Genomic DNA, 13,732 nt, shown 5'->3' with positions numbered 1-13,732 from the left:
ACCTTAAAAATCAATTAGTTATTATTATTTTCTTGTAGGGTCAAAAAAGCCAACATCGTGGAATGTTGGCTTTCTCGTTGTTTGTTGAGCGGTTAGCAGAGTAACCTGCGCGAGGCTATTTTACGCGCTTGTATTTAATATCCCAAACACCGTGACCTAAACGGTGACCGCGCGCTTCAAATTTTGTTAGAGGACGCTCATCAGGGCGAGGAATGTAATCACCATCCTCCGCGATGTTCTCAAAACCAGGCGCTTGATTCATCACTTCGATCATGTGCTCTGCGTAGTTTTCCCAGTCTGTCGCCATATGGAAAATACCTTCACCATTAATCAGTTTTTGGCGAACCATTTCAGCGAAGTCGAGCTGAACAATACGACGCTTGTGGTGGCGCTTCTTGTGCCATGGGTCAGGGAAGAAGAGTTGCAGCGTTGTTAGGCTGCTATCAGGGATCATGTGCTCAAACACTTCTACCGCATCGTGACACATAACGCGTAGGTTAGTAATACCTGCCTCGCGAGCGTCAGACAAACACGCACCCACGCCAGGGCTGTGTACTTCGATGCCGATAAAGTTTTTTTCTGGTGCATTCTTCGCCATTTCAACCAGCGATGCGCCCATGCCAAAACCAATCTCGAGAACGACAGGGTTATCGTTACCAAACACCTCTTTCCAATCAAGAAGCTTTTCTTGGTAATCAATACCCATGGTTGGCCAACACTCATTCATCGCGTTTTCTTGACCTTTGGTCAAACGACCTTCGCGGCGAACAAAGCTGCGAATTTTGCGTATCAGTTTACCGTCTTCGTTGTACTCGTTAGTGGTCACTTCACTCATGATTTTGCCTGTTTAAAATTTGGTCTCGACTCAAAGGGATTGTGATTATCCAAAGAATTGCCACTGGTGCAAGTTTTTTAGCGAATTCCACTCTTATCCCTGCTGGAAAGTATACCCTTACTGTTTGTCGGTTGTACTTTACCTACAAACTATGATGCAATTTTGCCAGATTCGATAACAAAATAAACAGAGCAAGTCGTGACTCCATTCGCTAGTGCCATCCTAGAGTGGTATGAAAACTATGGCCGTAAAAGCCTACCTTGGCAGCAAGATAAAACCGCATATAGCGTTTGGCTGTCAGAAATCATGTTGCAACAGACTCAAGTTGCAACGGTCATCCCTTATTACCAACGTTTTCTAGAGCGATTCCCAACGGTTATCGATTTAGCTAACGCTGAGCAAGATGAAGTTCTCCACCTCTGGACCGGACTGGGCTATTACGCGCGAGCTCGTAACCTACATAAAGCCGCAAAAGTGGTCGCGGAACAATATGGAGGGGAGTTTCCGCTCAACATAGAAGAGATGAATGCGCTACCGGGTATTGGACGTTCGACAGCCGCAGCGATTCTTTCCTCAGTGTATAAACAGCCACACGCCATATTAGATGGCAACGTTAAGCGTACCTTAGCGCGCAGCTTTGCTGTAGAAGGTTGGCCCGGACAAAAGAAAGTTGAAAACCAATTATGGCACTACGCTGAGGCGCACACGCCCGATGTGGACGTCGATAAATACAATCAAGCCATGATGGACATGGGTGCTATGGTGTGCACGCGCAGCAAGCCCAAGTGTACCTTGTGCCCAGTCGAATCAATGTGCGTTGCCAAACAACAAGGTAATCCGCTTGATTATCCAGGTAAAAAGCCGAAAAAAGAGAAACCGGTGAAAGAAGCATGGTTTGTAATGCTTCACTTCGATGGCAAAGTCTGGCTAGAGCAACGCCCGCAGTCAGGTATCTGGGGCGGGCTATTCTGCTTTCCAGAACACAGTGACGCCGATATTCAGCATCAGTTGGACCTTCGCGGCGTCTTAGAAACTAGCATCAAGCAAACCAGCCAACTGATCGCTTTTCGTCATACCTTCAGTCACTACCACCTCGACATCACCCCAATTTTGGTAGACTTATCAAACCAACCTAATGTGGTAATGGAAGCAGGCAAAGGTCTTTGGTATAACTTATCCCAACCTGAAGAGATCGGTTTAGCCGCACCAGTCAAACAATTGCTGGAAAGCTTACCCTTTGAGCTTCAACATTAATCTATTTAAGGAATCGTTATGAGCCGCACCGTATTTTGTGCTCGACTGCAGAAAGAAGCTGACGGTCTAGACTTTCAACTTTATCCAGGTGAACTGGGCAAACGTATTTTCGACAACATTTCAAAAGAAGCTTGGGCTGAGTGGCAACATAAACAGACCATGCTGATCAATGAAAAGAAACTGAATATGATGGACCCTGAGCATCGAAAACTGCTTGAAGCAGAGATGGTCAGCTTCTTATTTGAAGGCAAAGAGGTTCACATCGAGGGTTACACGCCACCGAGTGAGTAAAAACTCACCGAAGCGTAACGATCAACGAAGAGACATCACTGCATTGCATTGATGTCTTTTTTTAGGAGAATTATGAAGAAGTTAGCCTACTTTGCTCTGGCAATGACCTTGACCGGCTGCAGCCGAGAATTTGTCGAAAGCATGTATGACGTCAATTACGAACCGACCAACCGTTTTGCAAAAAACCTAGCGGGGCTACCTGGTCAATTCGCAAAAGATACCGATGCCCTTGACGCCCTAATCAATAGTTTTTCAGGCAACATCGAAAAACGCTGGGGACGGAATGAAATCAAGTTTGCGGGTAAAAGTAACTACGTTAAGTACATCGACAATTATTTGAGCCGCTCAGAGGTGAACTTCGATAAAGGGTTGATCACGGTAGAGACCGTCTCTCCGACCGACCCAAAAGGGCATTTAAAAAATGCCATCATCACCACACTCCTAACACCAGACGACCCAGCCAACGTCGATCTATTCTCTTCCAAAGAGATCACCCTCGAGGGTCAGCCCTTTCTTTATCGACAAGTGGTTGATCAAGATAAACAGCCCATTCAGTGGTCTTGGCGAGCTAATCGATTTGCCGATTATCTGATCGCCAATCATCTCAAGGTCAAAGATGTCGACTTTAAGAAAGCCTACTATGTCGAAATTCCTATGGTGGAAGAACAGTTCGAGATCCGCAGCTATAAATACGCAGACATTGTTCAGCGCGCTTCTCGTAAGTACGACATCCCCGAAGATCTAATTTACGCCATCATTAAAACTGAGAGCAGCTTTAACCCTTACGCGGTCAGCTGGGCCAATGCCTATGGCTTGATGCAAGTTGTCCCTAAGACAGCGGGTAAAGATGTGTTTAAGCTCGTAAAGAAAAAGTCGGGGGAGCCAACTCCAGAGTATTTATTTAACCCTGAAAACAACATCGATACTGGTACCGCTTACTTCTACATTTTGAAAAACCGCTATTTGAAAGACGTCAATCACCCACTTTCACTCGAGTACAGCATGATCTCGGCGTACAACGGGGGGACGGGGGGCGTGCTAAACACCTTTAATCGCAGTGATAGAAAACGAGCAATGCGGGACTTGAACTCATTGCAACCCAATCAGGTCTATTGGGCGCTCACGAGAAAGCACCCAAATGCCGAAGCGCGCCGATACTTAGAAAAAGTCACCAAATTCAAAAAAGATTTTAACTCAGGGAAAACATAACCAGTCAAAACGACTAAATAATCGACACTTAAGCACTTTTTTGATTTTTTTTCTAAAAACCTGTTGACGGCAAGACCGAAAATCCGTTTAATAGCGCTCCGTCGCCCGGATAGCTCAGTCGGTAGAGCAGAGGATTGAAAATCCTCGTGTCGGTGGTTCGATTCCGCCTCCGGGCACCACAATTTGATTTGTTGGTGTCTAAACAAAACGTTATAACACGGACAAAAGCACAAAGAATACAGTGTGCCGACTTAGCTCAGTAGGTAGAGCAACTGACTTGTAATCAGTAGGTCACCAGTTCGATTCCGGTAGTCGGCACCATTCTTTTGCCTCGATAGCTCAGTCGGTAGAGCAGAGGATTGAAAATCCTCGTGTCGGTGGTTCGATTCCGCCTCGAGGCACCATTATTTGGTGCGCTTGCTTAGTAATAGTAAGACACAAACAGAATAGTTCCTCCTTAGCTCAGTTGGTAGAGCGACGGACTGTTAATCCGCAGGTCGCTGGTTCGAGCCCAGCAGGAGGAGCCACTTTAAGAAGCCAAGTCGAAAGACTTGGCTTTTTTCATTTCTGATTTCCTCAGTTCCTTGGTCTCTTAAAAAACCTTACCTCTATCGCCTTCGAGCGTGATGGCACTTGCCTTGACTTAAACAATTGGATTGCTATGCACTAGCTTTCTTAAAAAGAACTTATTTTACACTTAAAATTTAATCTCAATCATAGTTTGAACCCTGTCTGCTATTAGCTTCTTATCTTCTACACTAATATGAAGGTTGTGTTACAGGTCGACGTGTAACTGTAATAAATATAAAAATGACTTATTTGTGAGCTGATTTTATGAAACTAAAGACACAAGCTTATTTATTATCAGGAATTATCTTGATCGCTTTACTCGCTTTAACTGCAACGGGTTTATGGACGTTACGTGTCGCCAGTAATCTGGATAACAAAGCGCGTGTAACGGAACTGTTCAAAAGTGCGTACAGCATCCTTACTGAAGTGGAGAAAATGGCAGTCGAAGGTACCTTGGAAGAAGATGAAGCCAAAGCGCTTGCCACTAGACTGCTGCGCAACAACATCTACAAAGACAACGAGTACGTGTATGTTGCCGATGATAAAATGACTTTCGTTGCGACGCCGTTAGATCCGCAACTTCATGGCACAAGTTTCCATGACTTCAAGGATGGCAACGGCAACAGTGTTGGCCAATTGATCCTTGATGTTTTAGGGCGCAGCACTGGCAAGATCGTTGAATATACTTGGACACAAAAATTGGCTGATGGCTCGATTGAAGAAAAACTCTCGATTGCCGAGCGAACACCTCATTGGGGCTGGGTTGTCGGAACGGGTATTGGTTTCAACGAAGTAAACGCTCGCTTCTGGTCAACGGCGCAATGGCAGCTCATGCTATGTCTTTTGATTGCGGGTTCAATCTTAGCCGCACTGATCGTTTCCATTCGCCGAATGCTCGCTCTGCTTGGTGGTGAACCTCAAGATGTCCGTAAAGCGGTACAAGATGTGGCGAATGGACACATTCAGACGTCATTCAACGAAAAAGCGCCATCAGGCAGTATCTATGAAGCGGTGCAGCAAATGAGTCAATCTCTGGCGCAGTTGGTCGAAAATCTAGACGGCTCAATGCACGCTCTTCGTGGTGAGCTGGCGAATGTGGAAGAACGAGCGGCAAGCATCGCTCAGCTTACGGACTCTCAGCAGCAGTCAACGGAGATGATCGCCACAGCAATGACGGAGATGGCATCATCCGCTAACAATGTTGCAGACTCTGCAAGCGACACAGCGAAAAACACCGATGAAGCAGATAAACAGTCTCAGCATACGCAGCAATTGATTCACAACACTGTCGACAATATTCAAGGGTTAGCTGGCCAGCTGGGCGCTGCAAGTCGTGCCGTCGCCGACCTAGATAACGACGTCAATAATATAGTGAAAGTTCTCGACGTGATCGGTGATATTGCTGAGCAAACCAACCTTCTTGCTTTGAATGCAGCCATCGAAGCCGCTCGAGCTGGCGAACAAGGCCGAGGTTTTGCCGTTGTTGCAGACGAAGTACGTAACCTCGCAGGACGCACTCAAGATAGCACCAAAGAGATTCAACAGATGATCACCAACTTGCAGGAAGGCTCGCGCAATGCCATCCAAACAATGGAAGTATGTGCGGAAACCAGTGAGAGTACGGTTGAAGAGTCTCAAAATGCCTCAGAAGCACTTCAACAAATCGTGGTTGCATTAGAATCAATTTCTCAAATGAGCCACCAAATTGCGACAGCAGCAGCAGAGCAAACCCAAGTGAGTGACGATATTTCTCAACGAATTAACATGATCGAAGAGAGCGGCACACAATTAAGTGGTGTGGTCACAGAGAGTCACAACAGCACTCAAAGCTTAGCGAAACTGGCCAATGAGCTTGAAAACTGGCTCAGCAAATTTACTGTTAAGCACTAGTTATCGGCCCAATCCTATAAAAGCACGCTCAAATGCGTGCTTTTTTACTTTCTAAATCCCCCAAACGCAGATAAGACATAGCCTAAGCGCACTCGCCTTCTATACATTTCTTATCCAAAATGGACAAAAACAGCCCATTAAGTATAGAAAAACAACAAACGATATTTTTTTTGCATTTTAATGTTGACCTGAAACACGAAAAGCCTTTTAATACACCTCGTCGCCCGGATAGCTCAGTCGGTAGAGCAGAGGATTGAAAATCCTCGTGTCGGTGGTTCGATTCCGCCTCCGGGCACCACAATTTATTTGTTGGTGTCTTAGCTAGACAACAGCAATGAAAAGAAATAAATGCGCCGACTTAGCTCAGTAGGTAGAGCAACTGACTTGTAATCAGTAGGTCACCAGTTCGATTCCGGTAGTCGGCACCATTTCTTTTCACAATGAACAATTCCTCCTTAGCTCAGTTGGTAGAGCGACGGACTGTTAATCCGCAGGTCGCTGGTTCGAGCCCAGCAGGAGGAGCCACATTTAGTGTGCCGACTTAGCTCAGTAGGTAGAGCAACTGACTTGTAATCAGTAGGTCACCAGTTCGATTCCGGTAGTCGGCACCATTCTTTCTCTTTAGAAAGATTATAAAAAGAATAATTCCTCCTTAGCTCAGTTGGTAGAGCGACGGACTGTTAATCCGCAGGTCGCTGGTTCGAGCCCAGCAGGAGGAGCCACTTTTTTAAAGCCAAGTCGAAAGACTTGGCTTTTTTTGTTGCCACAATCTCACCTCCTTTTGCCTAAGATCTCCATCCACTACCCTATCTCCAATTTATCAATTCGAGTATCAACAAGTTGAGATACCACACAAATACCATTGTGGTTGCAAATTCCATCATCTCTGCGCCATCAAACCTTTCCCGCTAGTATGACGTTAAGTAATAAGCCTTGTCATACTCGCTCAAGAAGCCTTTATACACAGATACAAAAAAGCCAGCTGTGTTACCACAACTGGCTCAATTCTAACGCTCTGAGTGCTCTCTATTAAGCTTTTACACCTTCTTGCTGATTAAGCATCGCCACTTCATTGTCGAGCTCTTCTAGCTTGGCCTTCATCTGTTCACGGCATGTATTGGCGAGGTCACGAACACTCTCCTTACCATGCGATTCAACCGAAACCGGTGGAAGCATTTCTACAATCACATGGCCATTGTTCCAACGGTTTAACTTAATGCCACCCGTTGAACTACATACAATAGGAATAATTGGCAATTGAGCACCGATGGCTGCGTGGAAAGCGCCTGTTTTGAACGGTAGTAACCCACGACCGCGTGAACGAGTGCCTTCAGGGAACATCCACACTGACACGTCACTTTGTTTCATTTGGTCAACGACTTGATCAATCGTCCCTTTTGCCTTCGAGCGATTAGCACGGTCAATCAGAATATTTCCCGTCAACCAGTAAAGCTGACCAAACAAAGGCATCCAAGCTAGACTCTTTTTACCAACGGTGACCACTTTAGGAGTAACCGCTGAGGAGACCGTAAATAGGTCCCAGTTGTTTTGGTGGTTGGCAATGTAAATATGCTGACCACGCTGATAAGCGTCTTCTGGCAATCGAAGCTCCAACTTGATACCAAAGATACGAGACATCTTGCCGAAAAGGCGACCAAAAGTGAAAACATGCTTAGGATTGCGAGGGCTAAGTAAGCAGTAGCCGCAACCAAACACAAACATTACGACTGCAAAAATCGCAACAGCTAATACACGTAGTAGTGCAATCATTGTGGTTCTCCAAGAACACAGTGAATCAAAATAATTTGAACAGACTCTAACTGATCTATGGCTCATAAAAAAGCCGAAACTGACGTTTCGGCTTACAAATGTTAGCTGAAGAGAGGATTAGTCACGAAATCTCTCAATCTTCGCTCCCAACGCAGACAACTTATCTTCAATTTTGTCGTAGCCACGATCAATGTGGTAAATACGATCAACAATGGTTTCGCCGCTTGCGATACAACCTGCAATCACTAAGCTTGCAGATGCACGTAGGTCTGTCGCCATCACTTGTGCGCCGCTCAGCTCTTCAACATCGCCACAAATCACGGTGTTGCCTTCAATTTCAGCTTTCGCGCCCATGCGCATCAGCTCAGGGACGTGCATAAAGCGGTTCTCGAAGATAGTCTCGGAAATGACACCGCCACCTTTAGCCATCATGTTCAATAGCGTAAATTGCGCCTGCATATCCGTTGGGAAACCTGGGTGTGGCGCGGTACGAATCGTCACAGCTTTGAGTTCTCGACCTGTCATGTCGACAGAGATCCAGTCTTCACCCGTTTCGACAAGAGCTCCAGCTTCTTCTAGCTTAGCAAGTGCCGCTTCTAGAAGGTGCGCACTGGTGTTACGGCATACCACTTTACCGCCAGATACAGCGGCAGCAACGAGGAACGTACCCGTTTCGATGCGGTCAGCAACCACAGCATGCTTGCCGCCACCAAGTTTCTCAACGCCTTCAATCGTAATCGTATCAGTGCCAGCACCAGAGATTTTTGCCCCTAGTTTATTCAAGAAGTCAGCGGTATCGACGATTTCAGGCTCGCGAGCGGCGTTGTCCAGCGTTGTCTTACCCTCAGCAAGCGTTGCTGCACACATAATGGTAATCGTCGCACCCACGCTGACTTTGTCCATCACGATGTGAGCGCCTTTTAAGCGGCCATCAACATTCGCCTTCACATAGCCATCTTCAAGTGTAATGGTGGCACCGAGCTGCTCTAGCCCATGGATATGAAGATCAACCGGACGTGCTCCAATCGCACAACCGCCAGGTAGAGAAACCTGACCTTGGCCAAAACGAGCGACTAGAGGTCCAAGCGCCCAAATGGATGCACGCATGGTTTTTACTAGGTCGTAAGGCGCGCAGTACTCATTGATGCTGCCCGCATCGACATGCACAGAGCCGTTACGCTCAACTTTGGCACCTAAACGCTTAAGCAGTTCCATCGTGGTATCAATATCACGAAGATGAGGGACGTTTGCCACTTCAACTGGTTCTTCCGCCAAAATCGAAGCAAATAAAATCGGCAGTGCTGCGTTTTTTGCACCTGAGATGGTGACTTCACCGACGAGAGGCTGTTTAGACCCCGTTACACGAAACTTTTCCATTACTAAACCTTACAGTGACATCAACTTCTTATCACGAGCCCACTCATCAGGAGTGAAAGCTTTAATAGAGACTGCGTGAATGTCATTTCTTTGGATATATTCCATCAGCGGTGCATAAATGAGTTGTTGTTTCTTAACGCGGCTCATTCCATCGAAACTAGCATCAACAGCAATCACTTCGTAATGGCTTCCTTCACCTTTAACCATGATCTCTTCTAGGTTTAGAGCTTGTTCTAAAATCTGTTGTACTTTTGCGCTATCCACAATTCACCCCTGTTTAATTCTTTAAATGCCCGTCGAGATGTTGTTCGACATTACTTAACTGAAATAAGGTTTTCAGTTGTTTTGGCACGAAGCTGAGCATTATATGACAGTTTTGTTTTTTTGCATGCTCTAATAGGTGAATTAACATCACCATTCCAGCAGAATCGACACGTTTTACTTGCTCCAATGAGAGCTCAATTTCATTTGCCGTGACATCCCACTGTTTCAACTGTTCCCAGAGCAGCGGCACAGACTCTCTATCAAGTGCGCCTGATAGCACATACCTGTCTTCCGCGACACACCGCCATTGCTGCTGGCTCATTGCTGCTGGCTCTCAAAACGAATAGGTTGCTTCGCCAATTGCTCAAGTTCTTCAGCCACCACTAGAATGCCATCTTGACGCAACTTGCTGCTCCACTCCGACTGCTTACTTGAGAGCAAGCTGATTCCCTCAGCAATCATATCGAATGCTTTCCACTCACCGGTTTTCTTATCCTTTCGAAGTTTGAACTCCAGTTTGATGTTCGGGCGAGGCGAGTCGATGATCTCTACTTTAATACCAGTAATACTTTTACTTGCATCAAGCTTAGGCTCTGGTTCAAAGGCTACCTCTTGATCGGTATATTGCGTCAAGACTTGCGCGTAAGACGTCACCAGATAAGCGCGGAAAGAGTGGATAAATGTCGCAACATCCTCTCGCTTCGCCCCTTTCAAGTTGGGACCTAGCAACTTCAATGCAGCGTATTGCTCATTGACGTAAGGCATCATCTCTTCTTCAACGATCACCTTTAGATAGTCTGGGTCTTGCTGAACTTTCGGCTGCTCTGCTTTCAAGCGCGCGAATGCTACTTCAGCCACTTGCTTCATCATTTGATATGGCTGAGTTTTATCGATTTCAGCTGCCATGACATTGGACGCGAAAACAATACCAATAAAAGTGAGTACTAACTTTTTCAACATAACTGGTTCCCTATTCGCTTGCTGAGTCACCGCCAACGCTATACAGCACTTGGCCAATCAAATCTTCGAGTACAATAGCGGACTTGGTGTCCTCGATGAAATCGCCATCCACCAGCATCTGTTCATCTTCAAAGACAAAACCCGGAGTCAATCCAATGTACTGCTCACCAATCAGACCTGAGGTCAAAATCTTTACGCTGGACGTTTCTGAAAACTGATCGTATTTCGCGTTAATCGCCATGCTTACCACAGGGAGCAATGAATCCGTATTCAAGCCAATGTCCGTTACTCGCCCAACAACAACCCCGCCGACTTTAACTGGTGAGCGAACTTTTAAGCTCCCAATGTTGTCAAACTCAGCTTTGAGCGTGTAAGTATCGTTGGAGCCAAATCCCTTAACGTCAGCGACTTGAAAAATCATTACCAGAATTGCGCAAATTCCGGCAAGGACAAAACTACCAACCCATAATTCAGTTTTTCGTGTTTGCTGCATGTTTAGTTCCCAAACATCAATGCTGTCAGTACAAAGTCTAATCCCAGTACTGCAAGTGAAGAGTGTACCACTGTGCGAGTTGTCGCTCGGCTTATACCTTCCGAGGTCGGAATCGCATCGTATCCGTTAAATAGAGCAATCCAAGTCACCGTAATCGCAAATGCTAGGCTCTTGATCATGCTGTTGCCAATGTCTTGTCCAAGTTCAACCGATGATTGCATTGCAGCCCAAAAGCTTCCGTGATCGATCCCTTTCCAGTCAACACCAACCAGCTGTCCCCCCCAGATCCCTACTGCCATAAAGATCATCGCAAGCAAAGGCATCGAAATGACACCCGCCCAAAAGCGTGGCGCAATCACCCGTTTCAGTGGATCAACCGCCATCATTTCCATACTCGAAAGTTGCTCTGTGGCTTTCATAAGACCAATTTCAGCGGTCAAAGCGGAACCTGCGCGTCCAGCAAACAACAGTGCTGTCACAACCGGTCCTAGCTCTCGCAGTAATGAGAGCGCGACCATTTGCCCTAATGCCCCTTCAGCGCCGAAATCAATCAAAATAACGTAGCCCTGAAGGCTCAAGACCATACCGATAAACAAACCAGAGAGGACAATAATCAGCAGCGATTGTACGCCAACACTGTAAAGCTGCTTAATCAATAGAGGGAGATTTGCTATCGGTTGAGGACGGGACGCCAAGGCGCCAAATAGCATTAAACTGGCTCGGCCAAACGAAGCAATGACAGAGAGCGCTCTGCGGCCAGTGGAAGCAACAAAATCAGTAAGATGTGCCATCATTGAAATAGCTCCTGCATGATTGGCTCAGCGGGATAACGAAATGGAACAGGTCCATCAGCGTCGCCTTGCAAGAACTGTTGCACTTGAGGATCAGGGTTGTCACGCAACTCCTGTGGCGTCCCCTTGGCAATCACTTTACCATTAGCAAGAATGTAGACCCAGTCAGCGATACTCATGACTTCTGGAACATCGTGAGATACAACAATGGATGTGACTCCTAGTGCTTGGTTTAGATTGCGAATCAACTCAACCAAGACGCCCATGGTAATCGGGTCTTGGCCAACAAAGGGCTCATCAAACATGATTAAATCGGGGTCAAGGGCAATGGCTCTGGCTAACGCCGCTCTTCGAGCCATCCCTCCAGAAAGCTCGCTCGGCATTAGCTGAGCAGCACCTCGCAACCCCACCGCTTCTAGCTTTAAAAGCACTAATGTTCGAATCAGTTCTTCAGAAAGTTGCGTGTGTTCGCGCAGTGGAAAAGCGACATTGTCAAAGACCGTCAGATCGGTGAACAAAGCACCTGATTGAAATAGCATGCTCATTTTTTTTCGAGCGGAGTAAAGCTGCTTACGACTTAATGATGGAATGTTATCGCCATCAAACCAAATCTCGCCACTTTCAGGGGATATTTGGCCGCCAATCAGACGCAACAAGGTAGTCTTACCGATACCGGAAGGCCCCATAATCGCTGTCACTTTTCCCTTTGGTACTCGAAGGCTAACGTCATCAAATATCTTACGATTCCCTCGGGTAAACGTAATTTTATTGACCGTTACCAAGTCTTCTGATGTCATCACACACTCGTATTAAGTCGCTAGAATGGGCAATCATAAGCACATTCAAATTGAATTAAAAGCACTGTTCAATTAAAAGTCGTTGATTCAAACCGAGGCATCGGTTTAGACGTCAATCTAACTTAAGCACGAAATGTGAATCATTGCTTAACAATTAATTGAATGAACTGCTTCCCTTTTATAAACCAAACCGTCAAAATTAACGGTTAAATTCTCTCGTTTGTATATTAATTAGGAAGCATCATGTTTGAAGCGGTCGCGTTTCTCATCATAGGATTAGTGTTTTTAGTCTGGAGTGCAGACAAACTGGTATTTGGCGCCGCAGCACTAGCGCGTAACGTCGGAATTTCACCTTTGGTGATTGGTATGACAATCCTTGCGATGGGATCATCTGCTCCTGAAATGATGGTTTCTGCTACCGCCGCACTCGATGGCAAAACAGATACGGCGGTTGGGAATGTACTGGGTTCAAACATCGCGAACATCGCGTTGATTTTGGGCATTACTGCGCTCATCAAACCTCTTTCGATCAGCTCTGCCGTGCTGCGCCGAGAGCTTCCTTTAATGATCGGAGTGACCATTCTTTCCGGTATTTTACTTTGGGATAGCCACCTAGGTTTTTACGAAGGCATTCTGTTATTTGTTCTATTTGCCGCTTTTATTATTACAATGCTTCGCATCAGCCAAAAAGAAAAAGCCGCTGGCACGTCGGACGCGCTACTCGAAGAGCAAGAATCAGAAGTGCCTGATGGTGTTAGTAACGCGAAAGCGGCCATGTGGGTTGTCATCGGTCTAATTATTCTTCCTCTAGCGGCAGACGTGCTAGTCGACAACGCCGTTATCATTGCTCAGTACTTTGGCATGAGCGACCTGGTGATTGGCTTAACCATTATCGCCGTTGGCACCAGCCTGCCGGAGCTTGCAGCTTCTCTTGCAGGAGTGATGAAAGGGGAAGACGATATGGCGGTTGGTAACATCATTGGCTCCAACGTGTTTAATATTCTCGCCGTAATGGGCATCCCTGGTATTTTAAACCCATCCATCTTAAGTGAGTACGCGATGGGACGCGATTTCTGGGTTATGCTCGGCGTTTCTCTATTACTCGTTGTCATGGCGCTGGGCAAATCACGAAGCATTAATCGCATTGAAGGTGGCGTATTATTCTGTACCTTTATCGTCTACCAAGCTTATTTGATTCTTAATATGACCGCTTAATGACCGTTTCCTTGGA

14 protein-coding genes and 9 tRNA genes are annotated in these 13,732 nt (G+C 46.2%); 14 read left to right on the top strand and 9 right to left on the bottom strand.

The window, feature by feature from the left end; genetic code table 11:
* Window positions 1–115: 115 nt before the first annotated feature.
* Window positions 116–835 (bottom strand): tRNA (guanosine(46)-N7)-methyltransferase TrmB, encoded by a 720-nt coding sequence (gene trmB, locus U9J37_RS13390; protein ID WP_005475163.1) that lies wholly within the window; start codon window positions 833–835, stop codon window positions 116–118.
* 198 nt (window positions 836–1,033) lie between these two features.
* Between trmB and mutY the strand changes: the two genes are divergently transcribed.
* From mutY to U9J37_RS13325, 13 genes are all read left to right on the top strand, one after another.
* A complete protein-coding gene (gene mutY, locus U9J37_RS13385) occupies window positions 1,034–2,089 on the top strand; it encodes an A/G-specific adenine glycosylase (protein WP_005475184.1) in 1,056 nt (351 codons plus the stop codon).
* 18 nt (window positions 2,090–2,107) lie between these two features.
* Window positions 2,108–2,380: an oxidative damage protection protein gene (locus U9J37_RS13380; RefSeq protein ID WP_008078685.1), complete on the top strand. Its 273-nt coding sequence runs from the start codon at window positions 2,108–2,110 to the stop codon at window positions 2,378–2,380.
* Between the two features lie 72 nt (window positions 2,381–2,452).
* On the top strand, window positions 2,453–3,589 hold the full coding sequence (mltC, locus tag U9J37_RS13375) for a membrane-bound lytic murein transglycosylase MltC (protein ID WP_322413832.1): 1,137 nt from the start codon (window positions 2,453–2,455) through the stop codon (window positions 3,587–3,589).
* A 103-nt stretch (window positions 3,590–3,692) separates the two neighbouring features.
* A tRNA-Phe gene (locus tag U9J37_RS13370) sits at window positions 3,693–3,768 on the top strand.
* Window positions 3,769–3,834: 66 nt separating this feature from the next.
* A tRNA-Thr gene (locus tag U9J37_RS13365) sits at window positions 3,835–3,910 on the top strand.
* Between the two features lie 7 nt (window positions 3,911–3,917).
* A tRNA-Phe gene (locus U9J37_RS13360) sits at window positions 3,918–3,993 on the top strand.
* 47 nt (window positions 3,994–4,040) lie between these two features.
* Window positions 4,041–4,116: transfer RNA gene (locus U9J37_RS13355), tRNA-Asn, on the top strand.
* A gap of 307 nt (window positions 4,117–4,423) precedes the next feature.
* Window positions 4,424–6,049: a methyl-accepting chemotaxis protein gene (locus U9J37_RS13350; protein WP_322413831.1), complete on the top strand. Its 1,626-nt coding sequence runs from the start codon at window positions 4,424–4,426 to the stop codon at window positions 6,047–6,049.
* A 222-nt stretch (window positions 6,050–6,271) separates the two neighbouring features.
* Window positions 6,272–6,347, top strand: a tRNA-Phe gene (locus U9J37_RS13345).
* 54 nt (window positions 6,348–6,401) lie between these two features.
* Window positions 6,402–6,477, top strand: a tRNA-Thr gene (locus U9J37_RS13340).
* A 21-nt stretch (window positions 6,478–6,498) separates the two neighbouring features.
* Window positions 6,499–6,574 (top strand) — tRNA-Asn (locus tag U9J37_RS13335).
* Window positions 6,575–6,584: 10 nt separating this feature from the next.
* A tRNA-Thr gene (locus U9J37_RS13330) sits at window positions 6,585–6,660 on the top strand.
* A 35-nt stretch (window positions 6,661–6,695) separates the two neighbouring features.
* Window positions 6,696–6,771 (top strand) — tRNA-Asn (locus U9J37_RS13325).
* Between the two features lie 307 nt (window positions 6,772–7,078).
* Here U9J37_RS13325 and U9J37_RS13320 read toward each other — a convergent pair.
* The 8 genes from U9J37_RS13320 to mlaF all read right to left on the bottom strand — a co-directional run bounded on the left by U9J37_RS13320 (window position 7,079) and on the right by mlaF (window position 12,501).
* Window positions 7,079–7,819, bottom strand: a complete 741-nt coding sequence (locus U9J37_RS13320; RefSeq protein WP_038137868.1) for a 1-acylglycerol-3-phosphate O-acyltransferase — start codon at window positions 7,817–7,819, stop codon at window positions 7,079–7,081.
* 117 nt (window positions 7,820–7,936) lie between these two features.
* Complete coding sequence (gene murA / locus U9J37_RS13315) at window positions 7,937–9,196, bottom strand: UDP-N-acetylglucosamine 1-carboxyvinyltransferase (protein WP_005476225.1); 1,260 nt, start codon at window positions 9,194–9,196, stop codon at window positions 7,937–7,939.
* A 9-nt stretch (window positions 9,197–9,205) separates the two neighbouring features.
* Window positions 9,206–9,460 (bottom strand): BolA family iron metabolism protein IbaG, encoded by a 255-nt coding sequence (gene ibaG / locus U9J37_RS13310; protein ID WP_005476231.1) that lies wholly within the window; start codon window positions 9,458–9,460, stop codon window positions 9,206–9,208.
* Between the two features lie 13 nt (window positions 9,461–9,473).
* Window positions 9,474–9,782, bottom strand: coding sequence for an STAS domain-containing protein (locus tag U9J37_RS13305; RefSeq protein ID WP_005476257.1), 309 nt, complete (start codon window positions 9,780–9,782; stop codon window positions 9,474–9,476).
* Window positions 9,779–10,420, bottom strand: coding sequence for a phospholipid-binding protein MlaC (gene mlaC, locus U9J37_RS13300; protein WP_005476235.1), 642 nt, complete (start codon window positions 10,418–10,420; stop codon window positions 9,779–9,781). The genes U9J37_RS13305 and mlaC overlap by 4 nt, the downstream gene beginning before the upstream one ends.
* A 10-nt stretch (window positions 10,421–10,430) precedes the next feature.
* Window positions 10,431–10,913 (bottom strand): outer membrane lipid asymmetry maintenance protein MlaD, encoded by a 483-nt coding sequence (gene mlaD / locus U9J37_RS13295; RefSeq protein ID WP_038137876.1) that lies wholly within the window; start codon window positions 10,911–10,913, stop codon window positions 10,431–10,433.
* Window positions 10,914–10,915: 2 nt separating this feature from the next.
* Window positions 10,916–11,707, bottom strand: coding sequence for a lipid asymmetry maintenance ABC transporter permease subunit MlaE (mlaE, locus tag U9J37_RS13290; protein WP_005476241.1), 792 nt, complete (start codon window positions 11,705–11,707; stop codon window positions 10,916–10,918).
* Window positions 11,704–12,501 (bottom strand): phospholipid ABC transporter ATP-binding protein MlaF, encoded by a 798-nt coding sequence (gene mlaF, locus U9J37_RS13285; RefSeq protein WP_005476244.1) that lies wholly within the window; start codon window positions 12,499–12,501, stop codon window positions 11,704–11,706. The genes mlaE and mlaF overlap by 4 nt, the downstream gene beginning before the upstream one ends.
* A gap of 243 nt (window positions 12,502–12,744) precedes the next feature.
* Between mlaF and U9J37_RS13280 the strand changes: the two genes are divergently transcribed.
* Window positions 12,745–13,716 (top strand): calcium/sodium antiporter, encoded by a 972-nt coding sequence (locus U9J37_RS13280; RefSeq protein ID WP_005476236.1) that lies wholly within the window; start codon window positions 12,745–12,747, stop codon window positions 13,714–13,716.
* Window positions 13,717–13,732 lie beyond the last annotated feature (16 nt).

It is taken from the genome of Vibrio sp. 16 (assembly GCF_963681195.1).
Lineage (GTDB): Bacteria > Pseudomonadota > Gammaproteobacteria > Enterobacterales > Vibrionaceae > Vibrio > Vibrio sinaloensis_D.
Note: the sequence above shows the minus strand (reverse complement) of the source record. Positions and strands in the feature narration are given on the sequence as shown.

Coding starts and splice junctions, on each gene's coding strand:
- mlaF (WP_005476244.1), bottom strand. CDS start 12,501: ATGACATCAGAAGACTTGGTAACGGTCAATAAAATTACGTTTACCCGA.
- U9J37_RS13350 (WP_322413831.1), top strand. CDS start 4,424: ATGAAACTAAAGACACAAGCTTATTTATTATCAGGAATTATCTTGATC.
- U9J37_RS13380 (WP_008078685.1), top strand. CDS start 2,108: ATGAGCCGCACCGTATTTTGTGCTCGACTGCAGAAAGAAGCTGACGGT.
- mltC (WP_322413832.1), top strand. CDS start 2,453: ATGAAGAAGTTAGCCTACTTTGCTCTGGCAATGACCTTGACCGGCTGC.
- mlaE (WP_005476241.1), bottom strand. CDS start 11,707: ATGATGGCACATCTTACTGATTTTGTTGCTTCCACTGGCCGCAGAGCG.
- mlaC (WP_005476235.1), bottom strand. CDS start 10,420: ATGTTGAAAAAGTTAGTACTCACTTTTATTGGTATTGTTTTCGCGTCC.
- U9J37_RS13280 (WP_005476236.1), top strand. CDS start 12,745: ATGTTTGAAGCGGTCGCGTTTCTCATCATAGGATTAGTGTTTTTAGTC.
- mlaD (WP_038137876.1), bottom strand. CDS start 10,913: ATGCAGCAAACACGAAAAACTGAATTATGGGTTGGTAGTTTTGTCCTT.
- U9J37_RS13305 (WP_005476257.1), bottom strand. CDS start 9,782: ATGAGCCAGCAGCAATGGCGGTGTGTCGCGGAAGACAGGTATGTGCTA.
- U9J37_RS13320 (WP_038137868.1), bottom strand. CDS start 7,819: ATGATTGCACTACTACGTGTATTAGCTGTTGCGATTTTTGCAGTCGTA.
- murA (WP_005476225.1), bottom strand. CDS start 9,196: ATGGAAAAGTTTCGTGTAACGGGGTCTAAACAGCCTCTCGTCGGTGAA.
- trmB (WP_005475163.1), bottom strand. CDS start 835: ATGAGTGAAGTGACCACTAACGAGTACAACGAAGACGGTAAACTGATA.